The organism is Salinivibrio sp. MA427, assembly GCF_001996115.1.
GTDB classification, from domain to species: domain Bacteria; phylum Pseudomonadota; class Gammaproteobacteria; order Enterobacterales; family Vibrionaceae; genus Salinivibrio; species Salinivibrio costicola.
Genome location: NZ_MUFH01000010.1, coordinates 22,324 through 44,767 on the forward strand (window position 1 = coordinate 22,324; position 22,444 = coordinate 44,767).

General features: G+C 49.5%; 18 protein-coding genes. 9 read left to right on the plus strand and 9 right to left on the minus strand.

Annotated elements, in window-relative coordinates; translation table 11 throughout:
* Positions 1–21: 21 nt before the first annotated feature.
* Both deoA and deoB read left to right on the plus strand, forming a co-directional pair.
* Positions 22–1,353 (plus strand): thymidine phosphorylase, encoded by a 1,332-nt coding sequence (gene deoA, locus BZG79_RS02235; protein ID WP_077461823.1) that lies wholly within the window; start codon positions 22–24, stop codon positions 1,351–1,353.
* Between the two features lie 11 nt (positions 1,354–1,364).
* Positions 1,365–2,585 carry a phosphopentomutase gene (deoB, locus tag BZG79_RS02240; protein WP_021023643.1) on the plus strand — a complete coding sequence of 407 codons (1,221 nt, stop codon included), beginning with the start codon at positions 1,365–1,367 and terminating at the stop codon, positions 2,583–2,585.
* A 96-nt stretch (positions 2,586–2,681) separates the two neighbouring features.
* Here the strand turns inward: deoB and BZG79_RS02245 are convergent, their stop codons facing one another.
* A complete protein-coding gene (locus BZG79_RS02245; protein WP_021023644.1) occupies positions 2,682–3,275 on the minus strand; it encodes an AhpA/YtjB family protein in 594 nt (197 codons plus the stop codon).
* Between the two features lie 131 nt (positions 3,276–3,406).
* Here BZG79_RS02245 and serB point away from each other — a divergent pair, with 131 nt between their 5' ends.
* A complete protein-coding gene (serB, locus tag BZG79_RS02250) occupies positions 3,407–4,381 on the plus strand; it encodes a phosphoserine phosphatase (RefSeq protein WP_077773637.1) in 975 nt (324 codons plus the stop codon).
* Here the strand turns inward: serB and BZG79_RS02255 are convergent.
* Positions 4,378–6,735 (minus strand): PilZ domain-containing protein, encoded by a 2,358-nt coding sequence (locus BZG79_RS02255; protein ID WP_077773638.1) that lies wholly within the window; start codon positions 6,733–6,735, stop codon positions 4,378–4,380. The two genes, serB and BZG79_RS02255, sit on opposite strands and share 4 nt — an antisense overlap.
* A gap of 123 nt (positions 6,736–6,858) precedes the next feature.
* Here BZG79_RS02255 and radA point away from each other — a divergent pair, with 123 nt between their 5' ends.
* Positions 6,859–8,235 carry a DNA repair protein RadA gene (radA, locus tag BZG79_RS02260; protein WP_021023647.1) on the plus strand — a complete coding sequence of 459 codons (1,377 nt, stop codon included), beginning with the start codon at positions 6,859–6,861 and terminating at the stop codon, positions 8,233–8,235.
* 15 nt (positions 8,236–8,250) lie between these two features.
* Here radA and BZG79_RS02265 read toward each other — a convergent pair whose 3' ends face one another.
* From BZG79_RS02265 to ettA, 3 genes are all read right to left on the minus strand, one after another.
* Positions 8,251–9,255 (minus strand): peptidoglycan DD-metalloendopeptidase family protein, encoded by a 1,005-nt coding sequence (locus BZG79_RS02265; RefSeq protein ID WP_077678977.1) that lies wholly within the window; start codon positions 9,253–9,255, stop codon positions 8,251–8,253.
* Between the two features lie 48 nt (positions 9,256–9,303).
* The gene (locus BZG79_RS02270; protein WP_077678976.1) at positions 9,304–9,684 is read right to left on the minus strand and encodes a PilZ domain-containing protein; all 381 of its coding nucleotides are present in this window, start codon (positions 9,682–9,684) and stop codon (positions 9,304–9,306) included.
* A 209-nt stretch (positions 9,685–9,893) separates the two neighbouring features.
* Positions 9,894–11,561, minus strand: a complete 1,668-nt coding sequence (ettA, locus tag BZG79_RS02275) for an energy-dependent translational throttle protein EttA (RefSeq protein ID WP_021023650.1) — start codon at positions 11,559–11,561, stop codon at positions 9,894–9,896.
* A gap of 207 nt (positions 11,562–11,768) precedes the next feature.
* Between ettA and sltY the strand changes: the two genes are divergently transcribed.
* Together sltY and trpR are read left to right on the plus strand one after the other, a co-directional pair.
* Positions 11,769–13,775, plus strand: a complete 2,007-nt coding sequence (gene sltY, locus BZG79_RS02280) for a murein transglycosylase (RefSeq protein ID WP_241833870.1) — start codon at positions 11,769–11,771, stop codon at positions 13,773–13,775.
* A 41-nt stretch (positions 13,776–13,816) separates the two neighbouring features.
* Positions 13,817–14,131 carry a trp operon repressor gene (gene trpR / locus BZG79_RS02285; protein ID WP_025744414.1) on the plus strand — a complete coding sequence of 105 codons (315 nt, stop codon included), beginning with the start codon at positions 13,817–13,819 and terminating at the stop codon, positions 14,129–14,131.
* Between the two features lie 71 nt (positions 14,132–14,202).
* Here the strand turns inward: trpR and yjjX are convergent, their stop codons facing one another.
* Together yjjX and BZG79_RS02295 are read right to left on the minus strand one after the other, a co-directional pair.
* A complete protein-coding gene (gene yjjX, locus BZG79_RS02290) occupies positions 14,203–14,718 on the minus strand; it encodes an inosine/xanthosine triphosphatase (RefSeq protein ID WP_077461829.1) in 516 nt (171 codons plus the stop codon).
* Between the two features lie 5 nt (positions 14,719–14,723).
* On the minus strand, positions 14,724–15,563 hold the full coding sequence (locus BZG79_RS02295) for a sterol desaturase family protein (protein ID WP_077773639.1): 840 nt from the start codon (positions 15,561–15,563) through the stop codon (positions 14,724–14,726).
* A 343-nt stretch (positions 15,564–15,906) separates the two neighbouring features.
* Between BZG79_RS02295 and BZG79_RS02300 the strand changes: the two genes are divergently transcribed.
* The 3 genes from BZG79_RS02300 to BZG79_RS02310 all read left to right on the plus strand — a co-directional run bounded on the left by BZG79_RS02300 (position 15,907) and on the right by BZG79_RS02310 (position 19,675).
* On the plus strand, positions 15,907–17,814 hold the full coding sequence (locus BZG79_RS02300) for a S8 family serine peptidase (RefSeq protein WP_199877511.1): 1,908 nt from the start codon (positions 15,907–15,909) through the stop codon (positions 17,812–17,814).
* Positions 17,815–17,826: 12 nt separating this feature from the next.
* A complete protein-coding gene (locus BZG79_RS02305) occupies positions 17,827–18,231 on the plus strand; it encodes a hypothetical protein (protein WP_077773640.1) in 405 nt (134 codons plus the stop codon).
* A gap of 199 nt (positions 18,232–18,430) precedes the next feature.
* A complete protein-coding gene (locus BZG79_RS02310; protein ID WP_077773641.1) occupies positions 18,431–19,675 on the plus strand; it encodes a dicarboxylate/amino acid:cation symporter in 1,245 nt (414 codons plus the stop codon).
* A gap of 45 nt (positions 19,676–19,720) precedes the next feature.
* Here the strand turns inward: BZG79_RS02310 and BZG79_RS02315 are convergent, their stop codons facing one another.
* Both BZG79_RS02315 and BZG79_RS02320 read right to left on the minus strand, forming a co-directional pair.
* The gene (locus BZG79_RS02315) at positions 19,721–20,779 is read right to left on the minus strand and encodes an alanine/ornithine racemase family PLP-dependent enzyme (RefSeq protein WP_077669969.1); all 1,059 of its coding nucleotides are present in this window, start codon (positions 20,777–20,779) and stop codon (positions 19,721–19,723) included.
* Positions 20,776–21,876, minus strand: a complete 1,101-nt coding sequence (locus BZG79_RS02320) for a DUF1611 domain-containing protein (protein WP_077773642.1) — start codon at positions 21,874–21,876, stop codon at positions 20,776–20,778. The genes BZG79_RS02315 and BZG79_RS02320 overlap by 4 nt, the downstream gene beginning before the upstream one ends.
* Positions 21,877–22,444 lie beyond the last annotated feature (568 nt).

A 22,444-nucleotide genomic window follows, 5' to 3' on the forward strand; every position in this document is an offset into this window, starting at 1 on the left:
TTGTGCTGGTAAGGAGGATGCATGATCTTACCTCAGGAAATTATTCGTAAGAAGCGCGACAACATCGCGTTAAGCAAAGAAGAAATTTATTCGTTCATCCAGGGTGTTGCGAATGACTCGGTGTCGGAAGGCCAAATTGCTGCATTTGCGATGGCGATTTACTTCAATGATATGACCATGGATGAACGTGTGGCTCTGACCTGTGCGATGCGCGATTCCGGTATGACCATCGATTGGTCACACATGCATTTTGATGGCCCAATCGTGGATAAGCACTCGACAGGGGGCGTTGGTGATGTGACCTCGTTAATGCTGGGCCCAATGGTGGCGGCATGCGGCGGTTATGTGCCGATGATTTCAGGTCGTGGCTTAGGCCATACCGGCGGCACACTTGATAAACTGGAGTCTATTCCCGGTTATAACATCATGCCAAGCAACCAGGTGTTTGGTGATGTCACACGTGATGCTGGCGTAGCGATCATTGGCCAAACTGGCTCTTTGGCACCGGCCGATAAACGTGTGTATGCCACCCGAGATGTCACCGCCACCGTCGATAATATCTCATTGATCACGGCGTCAATCTTGTCGAAAAAGCTCGCGGCAGGTCTCGATGCTTTGGTTATGGATGTCAAAGTAGGATCGGGGGCGTTTATGCCCACGTATCAAGATTCAGAGGCGCTGGCGAAATCGATTGTGGGCGTGGCCAATGGCGCCGGCACCAAAACCAGTGCGTTGCTCACTGATATGAACCAAGTGTTGGCATCGTCGGCGGGAAATGCATTGGAAGTGAAAGAAGCGGTCGACTTTTTGACCGGTCGTTACCGCAACCCTCGCCTGTACAATGTGACCATGGCACTGTGTGCGGATATGCTGGTGGTGAGCGGACTAGCGTCAGATGTGACGCAAGCGAAACAAAAATTGGATCACGCATTGGATAGCGGTCGTGCTGCCGAGTGTTTTGCCAAAATGGTCGCAGGCCTAGGGGGTCCCTCTGACTTTGTCGAGTCGCCGGATCAATACCTGGCCAAAGCGTCAGTCATTAAGCCTGTCTATGCCGACCGTGCTGGAACGGTCAACGCGATGGATACGCGGGGATTGGGCATGGCTATTATAGAAATAGGTGGCGGCCGTCGGGTTGCCAGCGATAAAATTGATTATGCCGTTGGGTTGAACGAAATGATTCGTCTGGGGCAAAACGTGGATGAGCAAACACCGCTCGCCATGCTCCACGCTCAAACTGAAGAGCAATGGCAACAAGCGGCCAATGCGGTGCGAACCGCAGTAAAAGTAGCTGATGAGGCACCCAATTCTACGCCGGACGTATATCGTCGTATCAGCTTACAAGACGTCTAATGGAGGCGATCATGAAACGCGCAATTGTATTAGTTTTAGACTCATTTGGTATTGGCGCCACTGAAGACGCCGTAAAATTTGGTGACCAAGGCGCTAACACCCTTGGCCACATCGCACAAGCGTGCGCAAAAGGTGAAGCCGACAACGCCGATCGCAAAGGTCCACTGTCTTTGCCTAACATGACCAAACTTGGACTCGGCAAAGCCTGTGAAGAATCATCAGATTATTTCCCTGAAGGACTGGATCCTCACGCCGAGATCATTGGTGCTTATGCGCATGCCAAAGAGCTGTCGTCAGGGAAAGATACCCCATCTGGCCACTGGGAAATTGCCGGTGTGCCTGTCTTGTTTGAGTGGGGGTATTTTTCTGATTTGACCAATAGCTTCCCAGAAGTACTGCTTGACCGCATTGTTGAGCGTGCAGGGCTACCGGGCTATATCGGTAACTGCCATGCATCGGGAACGCAGGTGCTCGACGATCTTGGTGAAGAGCACATGAAAACCGGGAAACCGATCTTCTATACCTCGGCAGACTCTGTGTTCCAGATTGCCTGCCACGAAGACACCTTTGGGCTAGACAATCTGTATGATCTTTGCCAGATCGTGCGTGAAGAGCTGGAAGACTACAATATTGGCCGTGTGATTGCGCGCCCGTTTGTTGGTCCAGGTAAAGGCCAGTTCGAGCGTACCGGTAACCGCCGTGATTTATCGGTTGAGCCACCGTCAGCCACCGTACTGCAAAAAATTGTCGATGAGAAAGGCGGTGATGTCATTTCTATTGGTAAGATTGCTGATATTTATGCTCACTGCGGGATCACCAAGAAAATCAAAGCAACTGGCCTTGAAGCGCTGTTTGATGCCACTAAAGATGCGATCAAAGAAGCGGGCGACAACAGTTTAGTCTTCACTAACTTTGTCGACTTTGATTCCGCGTATGGCCACCGTCGTAATGTTGCCGGCTATGCGGCTGCACTCGAGTATTTCGACCGCCGCTTGCCTGAAATTATGGCGATGTTGGAAGACGATGATGTGCTGCTACTGACTGCAGACCACGGCTGTGATCCAACCTGGCCAGGTACGGATCATACTCGTGAGCACATCCCGGCATTGGTCTATGGTAAAAAAGTGCCAGCCGGCTCGCTAGGTCGCCGCGAAACATTTGCGGATATTGGCCAATCGTTGGCACAGTATTTTGATACCTCACCAATGGATTACGGCAAGTCATTCTTGTAATCGTCTCCGAGTGATCGCAATAAAAAGAGATGGCAGCATGCCATCTCTTTTTTTGTTGCCTATCAAACTGATTAGATTGCCGACACTATGATGGCGTTACCAAGGCAGTATGCGTGATCGGTTGTCGCGCCGTAGTAGCATGGCCATCAATAGCGCGCCGAGAAACAGCGCCAGTCCCAGTAGGGCACGAAGCTCAGTAATGGTCGATTGGATCTGTTGTTTGGCATGATCAATCACCGATTGGTGTTCAAGCGTGAGGCGTAAAAAGCCGATAATATCGCCATCACGGCTAATGGGCGTCATTAATTGCTGTCGTCCTTCGCTTTCGAGTCCAAGCGGCGTGGTGAGGCCCACGGCGGTTTCAAGCGGCAACGCATGGGTAGAGCGGACAACGGGGCGCCCGTTAAGTTGATAAAAGCTGGCATCGCGAATCAAAGGCTCGGTCGCTAGCTGGTCGGCGAGGGTTTGCAGTGGCTGGTAATTTTTGTCGACCAATGCATCATAGGCTTGCGCGCCGATTTGACGTGTCATTAACTGGGCGAGCTGATCGGTTTGCTGATAAAGCGCTTGATACTGGCGTTGGCTTAAGGTCGTACTATAGAGCATTAACGCCGCAATGGCACTGAATGCACTGATCAGAATTCCCCACCGAGTGGTTCGCCGTAGCGCTTTGCGCGAAATTGAAAACATACCTACCTCAAAGCCGTCTTGACGGCGTAATTAGCACTGGAGCTGAGTACACTTTTTATGGTATCACAGCCTCATCTCGATTGTTTTATTGACGAGGCTCTGCTTGAGAGCTGAAAAGGAAAATACTGACCATGGATAAGGCTAAGCCCTTGGCAATTTACCGCGGATCCGGACTGTATCGTCGCTTTCCCACTGTTACCCGCACGCTTCCCTATCGTCGCCGAAACGGTGGCTGGATTCTCTTCGCTGAGACCATTAGCGTTGATCATTTAGACAATATTGCTTTTTTTACCGGTCACGTAGTCGACGTCATGGATGCGTGGTGTGTCGGCCCGTATCAGGTTTTATTAATGAGTGGTGAGCTCACGCCCGATCACCGAGCCGTGATTGATGCTCTCGGATTAGATTGTGCAGATCTGCACGCATTGCCAGATTTAAGTAAACCTGGATTGGCTGTGTTTGATATGGACTCAACAGCCATTGAGGTTGAATGTATTGATCAAATTGCCGCACTTGCAGGTGTAGGTGAGGCGGTCTCGGCGGTGACAGAGCGGGCAATGCTCGGAGAGCTTGATTTTGAGGCGAGCCTGCGCCAACGTGTGGCTGCGCTTAAAGGTACAGATATTGCTGTTCTTGATGAGGTGAAAGCGCATTTACCGTTAATGCCAGAAATGGCGGCGTTAGTCGCAAGCTTAAAAGCACACGGCTGGTACGTGGCAATCGCGTCTGGCGGCTTCACTCACTTTTCTGATCACCTTCAGCATCAGTTAGGGCTAGATTATGCCGAATCAAACCAGCTTGGCGTTGACGAGGGGAAATTGACTGGCGACGTGGTAGGGGCTGTTGTTGATGCCCAGCGCAAAGCGGATATTTTAACCACACTGGCGCAGCAGTACGATATTGATTCTGAGAATACTTTAGCGGTCGGGGATGGCGCCAATGATCTGGCGATGATGGAGGCGGCTGGACTCGGCATTGCCTATCACGCCAAGCCAACCGTGAATGCTCGAGCACAAACCGCAGTGAAACATTGTTGGCTTGGGGGCGTGCTCTGCGTGCTCTCTGCGAGCTTGCGAGCGGGGAAAATTAGCTGGCAACCCCGTTAACGGCCCAAGCGCATCAATACTTCGTCGGTGACATCCACTAATTCACCGTACGCACACAGCGAGATAAATTCGTCTTCGAGTTGGCGTGCTTTATGGGTGTCACGCTTGAGTAGCGCCGATAATTGTGATGGCTCAATGTCTTGCTCTGCGTGAGTCAGAGGCGTCATGCGATTGCGTATCACGGCAAACGTGCCGCCTTTTTGTGCCAACTGAACGAATTTACGTCGTGCATCGTCCGATTCAAACTCGCTATCGGCAAAGGTATGTACCGCTCGCACTTTGTCGGCTTGGATATCTATCCACACAAAGTACTCACGGACTAATTCATTGAGCGGTTGCGATGGACGAGTCACTTCATGGGTTCGCGTTAAAATTTTATCGCCGAAAACCGGATAAAAAGATAATTGACGTCCGCCACCCGCCCGTTCGAGAAAACGGTGTAAGCGGCTCGGTGGTAAGTTGATCCCAACAGCAGACACCGACAAAGCGCCATTATCTCGTTGGACAAAATAGGGCTGTACGGTCAAACGCGTCAGCAACAGCTGGTGCATGGCCCAAACCAGAGGCGGATCGGGTAAGCGTTCATCGAGTACCGTTAACTTATCCTGATTATGTTCAATCAATCGGCGTAAGTATTGTCGGCGCCGGGTATTCGGTGACTCGGTGGTCAGTTTTAGCTGAATATTGTCTCTTTTCGGACTCACTCGAATCACTTGATACGGCATATCGACCAAGGGAGCGCGCGGGTCAATATTGACAAATGCATCGAGCGATACCGAGACAATATCATCTCTTGCCCCTTGAAACGGTTGCTTCAGCGTCACATTGAGTCCCCCAGAGGAAAAGTCAATCAGCTGACCTTTAAGAGGCCCTTGTTCAGCGTGAACCATTGATACTTCCGATCGATAAGCGTATCGGGGCTCCCGTCGTTGTGGCTGGCGATCGGATGAGATGAGCTGTGCACGRCAAACGGGGTTGCGCTGGTGTAAAAAACGTCGCAGGACCTGGCTAGAGCATTGAGGTTTTGGGTGTTCAAGGTAACTGCGTCTTCCGTCGGCATGAGTGACATCTTGTACCAGCGCAACATGGGTCAGCGTTTTGAGGGTGTTAAGCCAATCGGGTGACACATCTTGGAGGCGTTCAATATCTGTCGCATTAATGGCAGACATCGTCACTTTAAACACGCGCCACGAGGCGCGCTTGGCTCCCAGGTGCCAAAAAAGCTGGCGCTCTTCTTCGCTCATTTCACTGGGGGAGGCGGAGTAGAAAAAACGCTGTTTGTTTTTTTCAACAGAAAAGCAGTACAGCAACAGCTGGCTGGTGGAGGCACCGTCGAGTTGGAGCAGTGATAACCGTTCAGTGTTAAACAGGTGATTGATCACGGGTTGATTACGGTTATCGTGCCAGTAGGCCCATAGCCCCTGATTCTGTCGCGTTTGTAGCACATATTCCATTTTATCTTGTGCGAAATAGAGCGGTAACACACTGGTATGATGCAAAAAAGATTGCTCGTAACTTTGCAGTTTTAACGTGAGCAGTTTGTCTTCGCCATCTTGCTTGCCGCGAAAATCTGGCGCGGTCATTTCTGCTTCTAATGCTTGTTTTATCGCGTCACTGCTCGTGTCTAGCCGCAACCGCAGCCAGACATTGCTGGTCGAGTCTTTGTTGTCATCGACGCCGATAATCCGATAACTCAACCCCTGTTCAAGATCGGGGTCCGGGTATGTTTGTGCGAGAGTGGTAAAGCGAACCACCACCTCTGAGCTCGGTGGATAATCGAACGCAGCAGGCACACGAACCCGACAGCCCGAGTTCGATAAATCACTGGTCACTCCATGCACTTCATGGCCAGTGTTGAGCGTAATTAAGACTTGTGTAGCAAAATGAATGCGGCTTTCACTGCGTGATAAGTAATGACCAAATGTCAGCTTTTCGGGTAAGAGTGCCGACTGTGACGCATCGCTGACCGGCCCTTTTCCTTGCTGTTGGCGCTGTTTCTCTTTTTCGTGCTTCACCCGAAAGTTATTCGGTGTGTTATGCAAATCTTCCCATAATCCTTGGGTGATTTGGCCGTTATACATAGGGAGGCGATCGTAGTAGCGGTTAATCGCCACATCATCGAGCCAGTGCTTTTGACCGTGCAGGCTGTATWCGTGGCATTCGCCATCCACTTTCCCGCGTAAGTCGATGGCGCGATTGCATGGGGTCATCAGCCGTCTGATCTCCATTTTGATCAGCAGCTTTGCGGAGCTGGGCTCGTTAGCCGTGAGCTTATCGAGCAACACCTCAAATTTTGGGGTTTGGGACAGAGGAAGCAGTTGCTCAATCAGTCCCTGGTAATCATCCTGCTTCATGGCAAAGTCTGGTAAAGTAATCGCTTACTTTGTTAACGGCATCTTCTCTGAAAAGTGTCGGGATAATGAATAAGATAGCAATCATTTTGTGAATTAGCTGACATCATACGTATTGGAGAGCGAATGGCAAAAACAAAACGAGCCTACGTGTGTAATGACTGTGGGGCAGATTTTCCGCGTTGGCAAGGGCAGTGTTCTGCATGCGGGGCGTGGAACACGATTACCGAAGTGAGGTTAGCGGCTTCACCTCAAGTCGCACGCAATGAAAAATACGCCGGTTATACTGGCAGTGCCGAGGGTGTCGTACAAACCTTACAAGATATTAACTTGCAAGAAGTACCGCGTCTGAGCAGCGGTTTTAAAGAGCTTGATCGGGTACTCGGTGGTGGCATTGTGCCGGGGGCGGCGATTCTTATCGGTGGTAACCCAGGCGCGGGTAAAAGTACCTTACTATTGCAAACCATGGTGGGCTTAGCACACCACTTTCCGACACTGTATATCACCGGGGAAGAATCGCTCCAACAAGTCGCGATGCGGGCTGACCGACTCGGGTTACCCAAAGATAAGCTTAAGTTATTGTCTGAAACGGGCGTTGAAACCATTTGTCAGGTTGCGAAAAAAGAACAGCCTAAGATCATGGTGATCGACTCCATCCAGGTGATGCATGTCGCCGAGGTGCAATCGGCTCCTGGGAGCGTGGCACAAGTCCGTGAATCTGCCGCCGCCTTAACCCGTTACGCCAAACAAAACAATGTGGCCATTTTTATGGTCGGACACGTGACCAAAGATGGTTCACTGGCAGGCCCGAAAGTGCTTGAGCATTGTATCGACTGCTCGGTGTTATTGGATGGATCGAGCGATAGTCGCTTTCGCACTTTACGCAGCCACAAAAACCGCTTTGGGGCGGTGAATGAGCTGGGCGTGTTTGCCATGACAGGTCAGGGATTGAAGGAAGTGAGTAATCCGTCGGCGATTTTTCTCTCCCGTGGTGAGGAGCAAACCTCTGGCAGTTCGGTCATGGTCGTCTGGGAAGGCACGCGCCCATTATTGGTCGAAATACAGGCGCTGGTGGATTATTCGCAATTGGCTAATCCCCGTCGGGTGGCTGTGGGGTTAGAGCAAAATCGTCTAGCGCTGTTATTGGCGGTGTTACACAAGCACGGCGGGCTGCAAATGTCTGATCAAGATGTGTTTGTGAATGTGGTTGGTGGCGTCAAAGTGACTGAGACTAGCGCGGATCTGGCCTTGTTGCTTGCGTTGATCTCAAGCTTTAGAGACCGGCCTTTGCCAAGAGAATTAGTCGTGTTTGGCGAAGTCGGTTTGGCCGGTGAAATTCGCCCGGTACCCAGTGGGCAAGAGCGGTTAATGGAAGCGGCGAAACATGGCTTTAAAAAAGCGGTTGTCCCTAAAGCCAATATGCCCAAACAGACGCTTGAAGGCATGACCGTGTACGGTGTGAGCAAATTATCAGATGCGTTGGCAGTATTAGAAGAGTTATAGCTGCGGTTGCTTGAGCTACATAGCAGCATTAGCCGGGGCGCGATCATCCTCTGCGTCACGCTGCTGTGCGGTGCTTAGCGGTGGGTTAGGGGCGGGCATGTTGGCGACTTGGACCTGGGTCTGGACCAAGTTTTCAACCACTGCGACCAAATGTCCCCAGCTCACGCGTTTTTCGTTTTCGAGTAAGGAATCGAACTCTTCAGTACTCCATTTTATAAAGCGACGAGGGTCAAGGGCGCGGCCCAAAAAGCGCACTTCATAATGCAAATGCGGGCCAGTTGATAGTCCGGTGTTACCCGACCATGCAATTAAATCCCCTTTTTTCACAAATTGCCCGCTCCGGACATTGAATTTATCCAAATGGGCATAGAGTGTCATAAAGCCAAAGGCGTGGTCGATTTTGATAAAGTTACCATAGCCTTTGCGGCGGCTGGGACGGACATATTCGATGACGCCATCCGCGGGGGCATACACCGGCGTGCCGACGTCCGAGGTCAAATCTAAGCCCATATGGAATTTTTCTTTCCCTGTCACAGGGTGAGTTCGTGAGCCATATCCCGAGGAGCGTCGGTAGCTTTCAAGCGGTTTACCATTCGGGATTAGCTGGAGCATGGTGTAACGCACCGCTGAGTTAATCGCTGCGACATCGAGACGGTGAGTGAGCGAGGCGTCTTTGGCCACTGATTCTAGCCCGAGCATATCTTCAACCGTGACCACGCGTTGTGTCAGGGCGGTGAGTTCAACATCTTTGTTCTCGATGGTTTGTGACAGCGCATCACGTTTTTGTTGCAACATCGCCACCTCGTTATTTAAGGTCGCGCGCTCTTGGCGTAATCGTTCAACAGCCGCTTCGGCCTCGGTCGAACGCTCAGAAAGCAGGTACAGACTAGCAAAGGTGATGGTGAGGGCCGCGAGTATCACTAATGCAAGGGTTTGCACGACCTTTTTACGGGTCGGGCAGAGGGTATAGTGTTTTACCCCGTTCGGGTGCGTTACGGCAATATGGATGTGGTCTGTCATGACTGGTTACTGCTGGCCTGCATTAAATACCGTCCATGACCGTGCGGATTAAGTGTTCGGTTCCGCCATGTGGTCAGTCAATTGCGCAAGCTCGCGATGAAGCAGTTCATCGTTACCCACGTTCAGTTCAACGAGCCTTTTTAAATGACTGGCGCTATCAATGTCAATGTGATCGATGTAAAGATGGAGATAATTTTCGCAGTTATTTACCAGAATGCAGTCCATGTCTAATTCTACATCCGAGTCATGGAGGTAAAACACCAGTAGAAACGCGTTATGTTCGGGATCAGCTTGCCAGTTCTCAGGACGGCTGAGCAACACGCCTTTGAGAGATAGATCCAGTACCTGTGCGTGCCATTGCTGCTCGTTTTGTTTGAGTATTGCCGGCACACGATACATGACGCGGGAAAATTTTCTACGCTCTGTCATGATGACATCTCCTCATTCACTGTCTCTAGTGTAGGTGATATGGGGCAATCACAATACTGATTTAGTGGCTTGTCTCACATTTAAAACGTTTTCGTGGTTCTGCTGAGCTAAGTACAGGCGGCAATACGGTTTATTGAGATGACGAGTGAGAAGATGAAGAGTGGGAAGGTAAAGGGCAGCCGTCGCTGCCCTTACCGTGGTATGCGTTATTATTTGACTGCACGCTTGTACTTGATCCGGTGCGGCTCCGCCGCTTGTGCACCCAGTGTTTTTTTCAACCAATCGGTGTATTCAGCAAAGTTACCTTCAAAGAAGTTCACTTGGCCTTCATCACGATAGTCAAGAATATGGGTCGCGACACGGTCAAGGAACCAGCGGTCGTGCGAGATCACCATGGCACAGCCTGGGAACTCTAAGAGTGCCTCTTCAAGTGCACGGAGCGTTTCCACGTCCAAGTCGTTAGTCGGTTCGTCAAGGAGCAACACGTTACCGCCAGCTTTTAGCAATTTGGCGAGGTGGACACGGTTACGCTCACCGCCTGACAAATCACCAATGCGTTTTTGTTGGTCACTGCCTTTAAAGTTAAACCGTGACACATAAGCGCGTGCCGGTAACTCAAAGTTATTGATGCGAATGATGTCCGCCCCTTCGGAGATCTCATCATAGACGGTGTTATTATCGTCCATACTGTCTCGGAACTGATCGACCGAGGCCAATTGTACGGTATCGCCTACTTCAACGGTGCCGCTATCTGGGGTTTCTGTGCCACTGAGCATCTTAAACAGGGTTGATTTACCCGCGCCGTTCGGACCAACAATACCGACAATTGCCCCTTTTGGCACGCTAAAGGATAAGTCATCGATCAAGATGCGATCACCAAACGACTTGGTCAGATTATTGACCTCAATGACTTTTTCACCCAGACGTGGACCTGGTGGGATAAACAGCTCGTTGGTCTCGTTACGGCGTTGATAGTCCGTGGTGTTGAGCTCTTCAAAGCGGGCCATACGGGCTTTTGATTTCGCCTGACGGCCTTTTGGATTCTGGCGAACCCACTCAAGCTCTTTCTCAATGGTTTTCTGACGCGCTTTTTCTTGCGACGCTTCTTGCTTTAACCGTACATCTTTTTGTTCGAGCCAAGATGAGTAGTTGCCTTCCCACGGAATACCTTCACCACGGTCAAGCTCAAGAATCCAGCCCGCTGCATTGTCGAGGAAGTAACGGTCGTGCGTAATAGCAACGACGGTACCAGAGTAGTCGACTAAGAAACGCTCAAGCCATGCAACGGATTCAGCGTCTAGGTGGTTAGTTGGCTCATCAAGCAGCAGCATGTCGGGCTTTTCGAGTAGCAAACGGCAAATAGCAACACGACGACGCTCGCCCCCTGAAAGGTGCTTGATTTGCGCATCCCACTCGGGCAAACGCAGTGCATCTGCTGCACGCTCCAACGTATTATCGAGGTTATGCCCGTCTTTAGCTTGGATCAGTGCTTCGAGTTCACCTTGCTCTTGCGCTAAGGCATCGAAGTCGGCATCTGGATCAGCGTAAGCGGCATAGACACCATCGAGACGCGTTAATGCATCTTTGACGTCACCGACCGCTTCTTCAACGGTTTCCCGGACTGTCTTTTCTTCATCCAGCTTCGGCTCTTGCGGGAGATACCCGATCTTGATCCCGGGTTGCACACGGGCTTCGCCCTCAATCTCGGTATCGATACCGGCCATAATGCGCAATAGGCTCGATTTACCGGCCCCGTTGAGACCCAACACCCCAATTTTGGCGCCTGGGAAGAAACACAAAGAAATATCTTTAAGAATTTGACGCTTAGGTGGCACGATCTTGCTCACCTGCGACATGGTATATACGTACTCAGCCATTTCTGCTCACGTTAATCGTTGTGGTATAAAAAACGCTATTCTAACGTTAACTTTGCCAAGTTTAACAGTGATTGTCATATTCGGTCACTAATATGGCGAGACGTGCCGACAAACAACGCTTACCACCTACAGGGAATTTGCGGGCGGAACTGTTGTCTACTCGGTGTTACACAGTCGGTGTTGCATACAATAGGAGCGATCTTTGACATGGAACGATTCATCGCATTATCCGGGCCAATCAAGTCAGCATATCGAGCGGCTTTTCGTCACGCCCGTGCCTTCTTTCCTGTATGGGTGTCAGGGTTCGTGTTGATTTCCAGCTTATCAGTCCCGATGGTTGAGGCTTCCGCCAGCCCTGATAGTCGTCAAATGACACCGCACCAGCGCCAGTATGAAGCGGCAATCGATGCGATTGAAAGCGGTGATTTGCATCAGTTTCAGCGCTTAAAAGCACAACTGCGTGATTATCCTTTGTATCCGTATCTCGATTATCGTGATTTCACTCGTAACCTTTCTAAAAAGCCTCACCACGCGGTCACTAACTTTATTCAGCGTTATAGCACTATGCCATTCGCGAATAGTTTGCGTGCGGATTATCTCACCCTGTTGGCGGACAGAGGAGATTGGAAGACCTTGATCGCGTTCCAGTCTGATGTGCCACGGAGTGATCGTTATCAGTGCCAATATTATTATGCGCACAGTCAAGCGGGGAATCAGGCTTTAGCGCGCAGTGGCGCCAAATCGCTCTATTTGTCGGGTCAATCCGTGGATAGCAGTTGCAATGACTTATTCGATTTTTTATCGGAACAAGGGCTGCTGACCGGTGACTTGATATTGCAGCGTATGCTTCTAACATTCGATGCGCGCAACCGCAGTTTGATGCGTTATTTGTTACGCCAGTTACCCGAGGCGGATCGTGCGGTTGGCAAGCAGGTGTTGGACTTATATGACCAACCTGAGAACGTGGCCGACTTTTCGAAGCGTAGTTATGTGACGCCGTTTAATCAAAAACTGACTCGCTTGGCGTTTGAGCGTTTGGCTCGCAAGGATGAAGCGCAAGCTATTCGCCACTTTCGTCGCACGGTCGAGGGCCAGCATTACGATAAACGAGAGCGACAAGACATTGCCGATTACTTGATTGGCCAATTAATGAATGATGACGAGCCTGCATTGGCTGGCTGGCGAGATCGTATGCTGCGTCAGAGTCATGATGATGGTTTATTGGAAAGACGGTTTCGCCTTGCACTTATCGAGGGTGACTGGCACGCGCTGGATCAGTGGCGCGCATTGCTCAGCGAAGCGGCTCAGCAGTCTTTAAAGTGGCGGTATTGGCAGGCGAGAATCAAGCTAGAGCTTGGTGATAGTGCGTCAGCAAATCAAGCATTTGCTTCCATGCTTGGTGAGCGTAATTTCTATAGCGTGGCAGCGGCGCAGCATTTAGATAAACCGATTTCAATACCCTCACGCACAGCAGTCCTAAAAGAAGCAGGGTTAATGCCGATCAATGATGTAGTGGCAAGAGTGAATGAGCTTATCGCGCTCGATAAAATCTATGCGGCTAAGCGTGAATGGTATTATGTATTACAACGTGCCAGTGATGAGCAGATTGCCTTACTGGCGGCCTATGCCAATAAAAAACATTGGTACCACTTCGCGGTTCAAGCCACGATTGCGGGAAAAATGTGGGACCATTTGTCACTCCGCTTCCCGTTAGCACACCAGTGGTGGTTTGAGTTTTTCAGCCGCGAGCGTGGCGTAGACAAAACCACACTGATGGCCTTATCGCGTCAAGAGAGTGCCTTTTTTACCCGCGCAGTATCCCATGTGGGTGCAAGAGGCTTGATGCAATTAATGCCAGGCACGGCACGCGAAACCTCTCGTCAGCTGGGATTTGATTATCAAGGCCCTGCTAGCTTGAGTGATCCGGGCGTCAATATTCGTCTTGGCAGCGGCTACTTAAAAATGATGTTAGATCGTTTCGACAGTAATCGTATCTTGGCATTCGCGGCCTATAACGCCGGCCCGCATCGTGTGTCGCGTTGGTTGGAACGATCGCAAGGTCATATGGATGCGATTGCTTTTATTGAGTCGATTCCGTTTTACGAAACGCGCCATTATGTGCAGAACGTCTTGATGTTCGACATTTATTATCGTCAGCTGTTAGGTGAGCCGGTGCAATTTTTAAGTGCGCACGAGCTGGCTCAGCGCTATTGATGTTATCATTGCTGTCATCACGTAAAGAGCGAGAGGAAACCATGTCGCAATCGCCTGCATTCTCTGGTTGGCAAGATGTTATTTCTTTAGTGCGTTTAGCAGGAAAAGACGATAACGATGATGCATTACTGACAGCACTACTGACGCCTGATGAGCGAGATACTCTGGTCGCTCGGATCAATATCTTGCATGAATTATTAGAAGGCAGAATGAGTCAGCGCCAGCTCAGTCAGTTACTTGGGGTAGGGATCGCGACCGTGACCCGAGGCTCTAACGAATTAAAGCGGATGGATGAGGATACCAAAATTTGGCTCGCCGACTTGCTCAAGCGCGAGGCGGAGCAAACCCGCTCTTGATCCCCTGTCTATCAAACAAAAACGGAGCCCACGGGCTCCGTTTTTAGTGCTGGGTTTTTAGCGCTGGGTTTTTAGCGATAAAGGTGTGGATGCATAAACGGGATCAGTGCCATGATCAAAGCTTGATGATACACGCTTGATCGCGTTAATCGGTGTCCGGTAAGCATACCGATGGCGCCCCCTTTTTGTTTTACATTTTGTTGGCTAAACATTCGATCCATCACATCACCGAGCTCCTCGCCTTGATGCAATGCCTTGAGCGCGTCTGGTGGAAGGGGAAGTGACGCTGAGCGTGCTTCGCCGTGCGCGTCGTCTTTTGCTATGATCATCCAAGCAAAGGTATGTTGGCCATCCAAGCCTGCTTCTATCCCCACATAATAATCGCCTTGATAACGTCCTTGTGCATGCCGAACCCGATTGCATGCGCCTGAATAGGTTTCTTTCTCTGTCATGGGTTGGTCGGCGACATCACTGGGTACGGACACGCCGGTAAACGTGAAGTCGGTATTGGGAAAAACGTCATAAAATGCTGCTTTAACGGCAGAAATCTTGGCAGGGTTTTGTGAGGTAACGATTACGTGGGTCATACGCCCTAGCGCTCCTTATCGTGTTGGTAGGTGCGCTGCAGTATACGCCAGCGTAAAGGTAAGCGCAGCATGCCTGTTATGCGACTCGCATCATTGGCTTGCGCCACTTCATTTAAGCCAATTCGCATTCCCTGATGCCCTTTGCGAGGCTGAGCAACATAGGTATTAAACCAGCGATCCCAGCAAGACAAATTAAAGCCATAGTTGGCATTGCACTCATGAAAACGAGTGGAATGATGAACGCGATGCATATCGGGCGTGACGACGATACGGCGCAGCCAGTCATCGAGACGCAGTGGTAAACGGACGTTGCTGTGGTTAAACATCGCCATGCTGCTTAATACGGTTTCAAACAGAATCACGCCTAAAACAGGGGCACCTAATAAGGCTACCAGTGCACATTTTATCGCCATTGAAAGCCAGATTTCGACGGTGTGAAATCGCGCGCCAGTGGTGACATCAATATCCATGTCGGCATGATGAACCAAGTGCAATCGCCATAACCAAGGGATCTCATGGAATAGCTTGTGTTGATACCAAATCGCCAAATCCATGATAATTAGCGTGAGGATTACCGTTGCCCAAAGCGGCAAAGAGAGCTGATTAAGCAGTCCCCACCCTGATTCATCGACAAGGCTGGCAACACCAACGGCTGAAAGCGGTGCCAGTAGCCGAAGCGTTAGCGTGTTAAACGCGGTGAGCGCAATATTGCCCCGCCAGCGTTCACGTCGAGTACGGGTTAACTGACGTTTGGGCCATTGCCACTCGGCGACCAGCATGATCACGAGTACGAGCACGAATAGACCAAGTCGAAATCCCGCTTCATGTGCTTCAATCCAGTTCATTATCGCTCCTTGTTCGCCTTTATATTACGCGAAAAGCAGATAATACGTTTAGTCAAACAGCAAAAATTGCCGAAGTGGTTACGATGGTGGATGGGGCAGCATCAATAGATTTATGGTTGGGCATAGGCTCTGGGATTCTTTCACATCACACGCCTTGAATATGAATGTAACGTAAACGTTAATTTTGCTGGCCTTGTTCAACGAATTAGATTACTTGCTCTAAAAATTAGGCACAAGATCACGTTTATACTAATAGCCTGTTTCTATTGAGTTTGTTTCTTTTTACTAATGATGAGTATCTCATGAATGAGACATCTCTCGTTAGTGTAAAAAGGAATGATAAATGCACAAACATAGCTCTCTTGCGCTCATTATCGGCGCGCTCTTTCATACCTCCGGGGCTTGGGCGATGGCAAAAGTGCCTGAACCCGTTGAGCCACCGACGGAACCAGGCTCACAAGCCTGTATTGTGTTAACAGGAAGTGAACCTATCGATATTGGGCGCACCAGCCCCGAGCGCTGTCTACCGGGCGACGATCCTTTTACCGCAGAGCAATGGCATTTGCTAAATAGTGGACAGAATGCATTTGCTCGCGAAGGAGGGCAGCCAGGTAATGACTTAAATCTTTGGTGGGCTCATCGACAAGAGATTTTAGGCCAAAACGTCAATGTCGCCGTGGTTGATGACGGGTTAGAGATCGCACACCCTGATCTAGTGGCGAATATGCGTGCAGGAAAATCTTACGATTTCGTTGATCGTGATGACGATCCGACGCCTGAAGGGTGGAGCAATCGAAATACAGCTCACGGCACTTCGGTGGCCGGTATTATCGCGGCGGCGCGTGATAACGGCTTGGGAGGGATGGGTGTTGCACCGCTTGCCAATCTACAAGGCTATAATTACCTGGCATATCAGAGCCAAAAAGCATGGGAGATCAGTCACGGGCGTGAAGGTTATTCAGATGATGTCCGAGTCTTCAATCAAAGCTATGGTGGCTCAGGGGTGCGCAGCTATCCTTATAGTGATGATCCTATGAGCTATGATGGTCGCCAAAATGCCCAATACAAGACAATGACCACGGAAGCTTTTGGTGGGCGTGGCGCAGTATTTGTTAAGTCAGCGGGAAATGGCTTCAGTCGCACCTCGTTTAACCGAGAGCGATTTGGTCCTGTGGGTAATAATAATGGATTGCCATGGCAAAACAGTAACCAGTCATCCAGCAACGCAAATTATTGGAATGTGACGGTCAGTGCCTTGAATGCAGATGGCAAACGATCGTCGTATTCTTCTGTCGGTAGCAACGTATTCTTGACGGCTCCAGGAGGCGAATACGGCACCAATAAACCCGCACATATCACCACAGATTTGACCGGTTGTACCATGGGCTATAACCGCAATGATCGTATTCCTTATGATTCGCATGACCTACACGGTGGCACTGAAATAGACAACACGTGTGACTTTAATAGCGTCATGAATGGCACATCATCGGCTGCACCAAACACCTCGGGTGCGTTCGCGCTACTAATGTCGGCCTATCCGAACCTTTCCCAGCGTGATATTCGCCATTTGTTAGCGACGACGGCTACACGTGTGGATACGAATAGTGATGATGTACGCTTAAGCTACCAAACGGCACAAGGGCAGACTCGCACTGTCACGGGACTAGAAGGTTGGCAACAAAACGCGGCAGATCGTTGGTATAGCCCAACCTATGGGTTTGGCTTAATTGATGTCAATGCGGCGCTTGAGGCGGCAAAGACGTATCAACCTTTGCCTGAGCAAGTGTTTACGGATTGGACTTGGTCTTATCACAACCAAAATGGTGACACAGGGCTACCGATTGCTGACTCAGGAGTAGCCGCCACCGCCGATAGCGTGCGAGTGACAGATGACCTCACTATTGAGGCGGTGCAAGTACGTAGCTCAATTGATCATAGCCGTATGTCCGATTTGTTGATCGAGCTCGAATCGCCATCTGGCACACGCAGCGTGCTTATGTCGCCGCGTAACAGCATGTTATCGAATGCGCTGGATAGCACTTATCCAGAGGGTTTTACCGATCACTTAATGCTCAGCCATAAATTCAATAGCGAAAGTTCAGCGGGTCAATGGACGTTACATGTTACTGACACCGATGGTGAAACACGTCAATACAGCTTGGGAGGGGAAGTGAAATCCCTACCCAATAACAGCGCTGATGGCAAACTAATGCAATGGTCATTGCGTGTTATTGGTCACCGCGGTTAATAGGAGAAAAGTATGAAAAAGTTAATTGCAGTAATCGCAGCGATGGGGCTGACAATGAGTGTCCATGCCGCTACGGTTGAATTAAATGGTGACCGCTATGTTGTGGTCGATACGGCCGATAATGCTCGCAATATGAATGGCGAGCAAATGGGGGTGATGGTCGGTGACAAGGTTGCCTTGTCTGCTCAGAGCACACCATTAACAGTCACTGGTTCTATTTTGGTGAAAGCGAGTCAAGCACGAGCGGGTAAACTCGCTGATCAATATGGTCTGGATCTGGTGAGCTATATGGATGGTGTCGCGCTGCTCGAAGCCAGCCCGGGTGTGAATGTATCGGCGCTGGAAAAAGCACTCAATCAATCACTCGAGACGCCGGTCAACCTTGAACTCAATCCTCAAAACCAACAGCCTCAGTAATTCGTGTACTGCTAGCCCGCCAATCACTGGCGGGCTTTTAATCGCATCCAACCAACGATTTTGTTACTAGATATTCCAGAATGTTCATAACTTTTACATGAGCTAAACGCCTCATCTTGCTATGATTTGCCGCCATTAAACCCCAATAAACTAGACAAAACATCAGCATGTAGACCCGTCTGCAGCGAGGGAAAAAACGATGTGGAAAAAAGTTAAACATTCTTTACCATTGCAAATTGCATTGGCAGCAGCACTGGCTTGGCTGGTGGGGACTGTATTTGGTCCCATAGAAAATGCGGAGCAGACCACTTGGTATCCATTGCTCATGTTGGCCAAAGTCAGTTATATCGGTTTACTGAAAGCCGTCATCGGCGTGATGGTGTTGCTCTCGCTGCTGGAAGGGATCAGTAATATTGGCAACGTTGTCCGCTTAAAACGTCTCGGTGGTGCCACCCTTTTGTTCTACGGTTTTACCACCACCATAGCGATTATTCTGGGACTTGGCGCAGCGTTACTGATGCCAGAGTGGCAAACGCTTAACAGTGCGCCACCGGTGGATGAGAGCATCAGCTTTATCAATCAAGATGCAGCAGGAGCTGGCGCGATTGCCACCAAGCTTTTTAACATGGCGTTAGTGAATCCCGTTGAGGCGCTAAGCAGTGGTAATCTACTGGCGATTGTCGTTTTCACCATTTTGTTTGGTATTTCACTGATTGTAGCTTTGCCGGAAAAACACCCGCTATTTGATACCATTCGTGGTTTAAACCAAGGTATTAACACGCTGGTGGCCGGAATCATCAAACTGGCGCCGTTCGCCGTTTTTGCGATTGTCTTTCAGTTTTCGCATCAAGGAGACAATGACTTATTTGGTCAGCTGTTTAGCTTCGCGGCTTTAGTGTTTGCTCTGACGATGGTACATGGCGTCATTGTATTGCCGCTGATCGCACGTGTCGCGGGAGGCGTTGGTTTTATCGCTTTATTTCGTGCAATCTCTGCGCCTCTGGCGATGGCATTTGCTACCTCATCAAGCGCGGCAACACTGCCGGTATCTATGCAGGCAGCCAAGGAAGAGCTCAAGATCACCCCATCTACGGCGAGCATGGTATTGCCTTTGGGGGCGGTGATGAACATGGATGGCACCGCGCTGTTTGAAGGGATTGCTGCCGTGTTCCTTGCGCAATTGTTCGGGATTGATTTGTCTACGACCGGTATTGTGATGATCTTCATTATGGCGATGGTGTCGTCGGTGGGCGCGCCAGGGATGCCATCGGGCTCGATGTCTGGGATGCAGTTGGTGCTGCTGGCAGCGGGGATCCCGCTTGAAGCCATCGCTATCTTGCTGATCATTGAGCGCCCGCTTGATACGTTCCGTACCGCAGTCAACGTGCAAGGTGATCTGATTGGCGCCACGGTTATCGATAAATGGCAAAAGCGTGTAGGTTAATCTTGCTGTTACCCGCTTAAGAACAGGATGCGATGAAGCTAGCGGCTATCGATAAACTTTATCGACAAACTCGGACGTCATGGCTGAAAGAAAAGCACTATAGTCCAACCCAAATGTGACGGTTTCACCGACCGCTAGCATTTTTTCTGGTGTCTCAACCATTAAATGATCACTGCATGATGAAACGATTGTCATGCCGCTGGGAGGATGTAATCCGTCAATACATACATCCTGTCGGCCTAAGGCAAGAATGGCCTGGTTGACCTGACCTCTATTTTGTAGGCTGATGGTTTCACCAAAGGCATTAACGCCTCGTTTTCCCCATGGATATGAGGGTTTTTGGCTCGACTCTATGACCTCGGCTGTTAATGTGATCGCTGTGGATGATAAGCCCGATATTTGTGGCTGATTTTTTGGGACTAGGCCTAAAAATATTGCTTCGCCAAGCCGTAAATGGTTAATACGGGTTTGGCCTTGATGGGCTAGTACCCAATTAATCGAGCCCGAGTTACCGCCCGAAATGATGTCTAGCCTTATCGAAAACGTCGTCTCGATGTGTTCAGCAAGATCCGATAAAAGCTGCATATTGATATCGTCTGGCTCAACACCGTATCGGCAGGTTAAATTCGTACCTATGCCTTTGAGTGTAATGTTGGGCAGTTTAATGACATCGTTGATCAGATTAATAAGGTTGTCGGGCATGACACCTTCTCTTAAATCTCCCAGCTCAACCATAATGATGATCTGATGAATACGATTACATCGCCCAGCGGCGTCAGAGAGTTTTTGGATCACTGCAATTTCAGTATTCAGACTGATATCGCAGTCAATGACGACTCGCTCTATTTGGCTTAGCATCGGGGAACGTATTAATAGAGTGGGTACCGTGACACCTGCCTCTCTCATCCGTTTTATATTATCTACTCTTGAGTCAGCGAGCATCGTTGCGCCGGCATTAATGAGCGTATTGGCAATGATAGGGTGGCCCAAACAGCTTTTGGTCACGGGAGTGACAGTCACGCCTTTTAAAGTCAGTTGTTCAATCAGCCGTTGGGTGTTGAGGGATATTTTAGCGCAATCGAGTTCTATTTTTGGGTAGCTCACTGCTTTGCTTCAATTTTATCTTCTAGCAGTGGGAACGCTGAAAGTAGGATCTGTACTAATAGCTCTTTCGGTTGCGATAAGGGATCGGTGACCGGGAGTTTAAGTTCATGTGTATACGCATGATACAGGCGTTTCGGTGCATGCTGTAAGATAACTGCGGTCGGGCAACTTCCTCGCAGTATGAATGAGCTCGTGGAAAAGGCTGGATGACTCAGAGCACCTTGGCCTTCCACTAAAATAATATCTGGGTTTTCTTGGGTGTAGGCATCGACGATCACGGCCTCCAATTCGCCAGCACAAAATTGAGAAGGAACAGCATCGAGTGCCACACAATAACGTTCACCCTGAATAATACCGGTTTGTCCGGTGGCGATCATGACGACGTTTAACCCTAGCTTTCTGAGCTCTTGAGCCAATATTGTCGTAGTGGTCCGTTTCCCGAGCGCACAATCTGTTCCCAAAATAGCGACAATGGGACAGGTCACACTATGGACTTGCCCAGTAAATGTTTTTAACGCCTCTTTTTTCTTGGGTTTGCGAATATCCAGTATGTGGACGTTGTTCTTCTTGCTCGCATCAACAAAAATGGCATCGTCATTGAGAAATTCATGTAAACCATTAACGATATTGAGCCGTTTTGACATGGCGTCGAGGATGACATTTTTATCTAAATCAGACAGTAAGCCTGTGGACGGCGCGACACCAAAAATAAAATAATCTGGTCGTGTAGACTCATGATGTAAAGCCTCTTCGAGGTCGGCGAAAATAGGGATGTTGTTTTTGGTTTTGTCGAGAATGTCGCCCGCGTCTTTGTTTGCAAGGGAGCTGTCTATAACGGAGAGAATACGATATTTTTGAGAGTGTCGGACAAGACCATTGGCAGTTTTCCCATCAATTTTACCAAAATGACCTTCACAATAAACAATTGCCGTCGGGGTTAATGCCCCTTGGCTCTCGATTAACCTCTCTTGGCTCTCGAGTAATGTTTCTTGGTTATCGAATCGAGTCGTTGGTGATGCTAAATCGACGTCTTCGTGCGACGTTTTACCTGCTACTAATCGAGTTGGAGTGTGTGCTGATTTTGGTGATATGGACATTATTGAAGCCTGGTTAGGCTTAGAAGGGCCGCTAAGGATTGCCGAGTCTTTCGCCCGGTAAAGAAAAGAGCTCCTACTAAGCTGTAGGAGAGAACTAAACAGTAGCACAGTTTCTGAGAAGGCAAAGGGTTATTTGTTTAGGGACGAGTTTTTAGGCAATAAAAAAGACGCCCTAAGGCGTCTTTTTCAATCGGCTGGCGTAACTTGAACTGTAATTATAAGTTAATGTATTTATTGATTTTTTACAGTTTAACTTTAATTAGGTGTACCATTGGGTGTATCTAAAGTGCAGGCTGTGTGCTTAGGCTCAGTATAAAAGGCACCTACTCACCACGTTTAAGGTAATGCTTGTAAGACATGGTACAAGGTAGTGACACCAGCTTTGTGTACTCAAAGACACGGCCGTCTCTTGGCAAGTTGATGGATAAGCAGAGAATAGATCTACATTTTATTAACGACTAGTGATAGCCATAAATGATGTTCAATGCTTATACGCTACCTTCAGCGAAAACCCGATAAACGCTCCGTCTAGAACCTTCAGAAACAGTCGCGCATCGATGTTATGATG

Bases quoted from the DNA above. Each gene is read 5' to 3' on its own strand.
- BZG79_RS02305 (WP_077773640.1), top strand. From the start codon at position 17,827: ATGAAAAAGTTAATTGCAGTAATCGCAGCGATGGGGCTGACAATGAGT.
- BZG79_RS02300 (WP_199877511.1), top strand. From the start codon at position 15,907: ATGCACAAACATAGCTCTCTTGCGCTCATTATCGGCGCGCTCTTTCAT.
- deoA (WP_077461823.1), top strand. From the start codon at position 22: ATGATCTTACCTCAGGAAATTATTCGTAAGAAGCGCGACAACATCGCG.
- deoB (WP_021023643.1), top strand. From the start codon at position 1,365: ATGAAACGCGCAATTGTATTAGTTTTAGACTCATTTGGTATTGGCGCC.
- yjjX (WP_077461829.1), bottom strand. From the start codon at position 14,718: ATGACCCACGTAATCGTTACCTCACAAAACCCTGCCAAGATTTCTGCC.
- BZG79_RS02265 (WP_077678977.1), bottom strand. From the start codon at position 9,255: ATGACAGACCACATCCATATTGCCGTAACGCACCCGAACGGGGTAAAA.
- BZG79_RS02320 (WP_077773642.1), bottom strand. From the start codon at position 21,876: ATGTCCATATCACCAAAATCAGCACACACTCCAACTCGATTAGTAGCA.
- ettA (WP_021023650.1), bottom strand. From the start codon at position 11,561: ATGGCTGAGTACGTATATACCATGTCGCAGGTGAGCAAGATCGTGCCA.
- serB (WP_077773637.1), top strand. From the start codon at position 3,407: ATGGATAAGGCTAAGCCCTTGGCAATTTACCGCGGATCCGGACTGTAT.
- BZG79_RS02270 (WP_077678976.1), bottom strand. From the start codon at position 9,684: ATGACAGAGCGTAGAAAATTTTCCCGCGTCATGTATCGTGTGCCGGCA.
- radA (WP_021023647.1), top strand. From the start codon at position 6,859: ATGGCAAAAACAAAACGAGCCTACGTGTGTAATGACTGTGGGGCAGAT.
- trpR (WP_025744414.1), top strand. From the start codon at position 13,817: ATGTCGCAATCGCCTGCATTCTCTGGTTGGCAAGATGTTATTTCTTTA.
- BZG79_RS02245 (WP_021023644.1), bottom strand. From the start codon at position 3,275: ATGTTTTCAATTTCGCGCAAAGCGCTACGGCGAACCACTCGGTGGGGA.
- BZG79_RS02310 (WP_077773641.1), top strand. From the start codon at position 18,431: ATGTGGAAAAAAGTTAAACATTCTTTACCATTGCAAATTGCATTGGCA.
- BZG79_RS02295 (WP_077773639.1), bottom strand. From the start codon at position 15,563: ATGAACTGGATTGAAGCACATGAAGCGGGATTTCGACTTGGTCTATTC.
- sltY (WP_241833870.1), top strand. From the start codon at position 11,769: ATGGAACGATTCATCGCATTATCCGGGCCAATCAAGTCAGCATATCGA.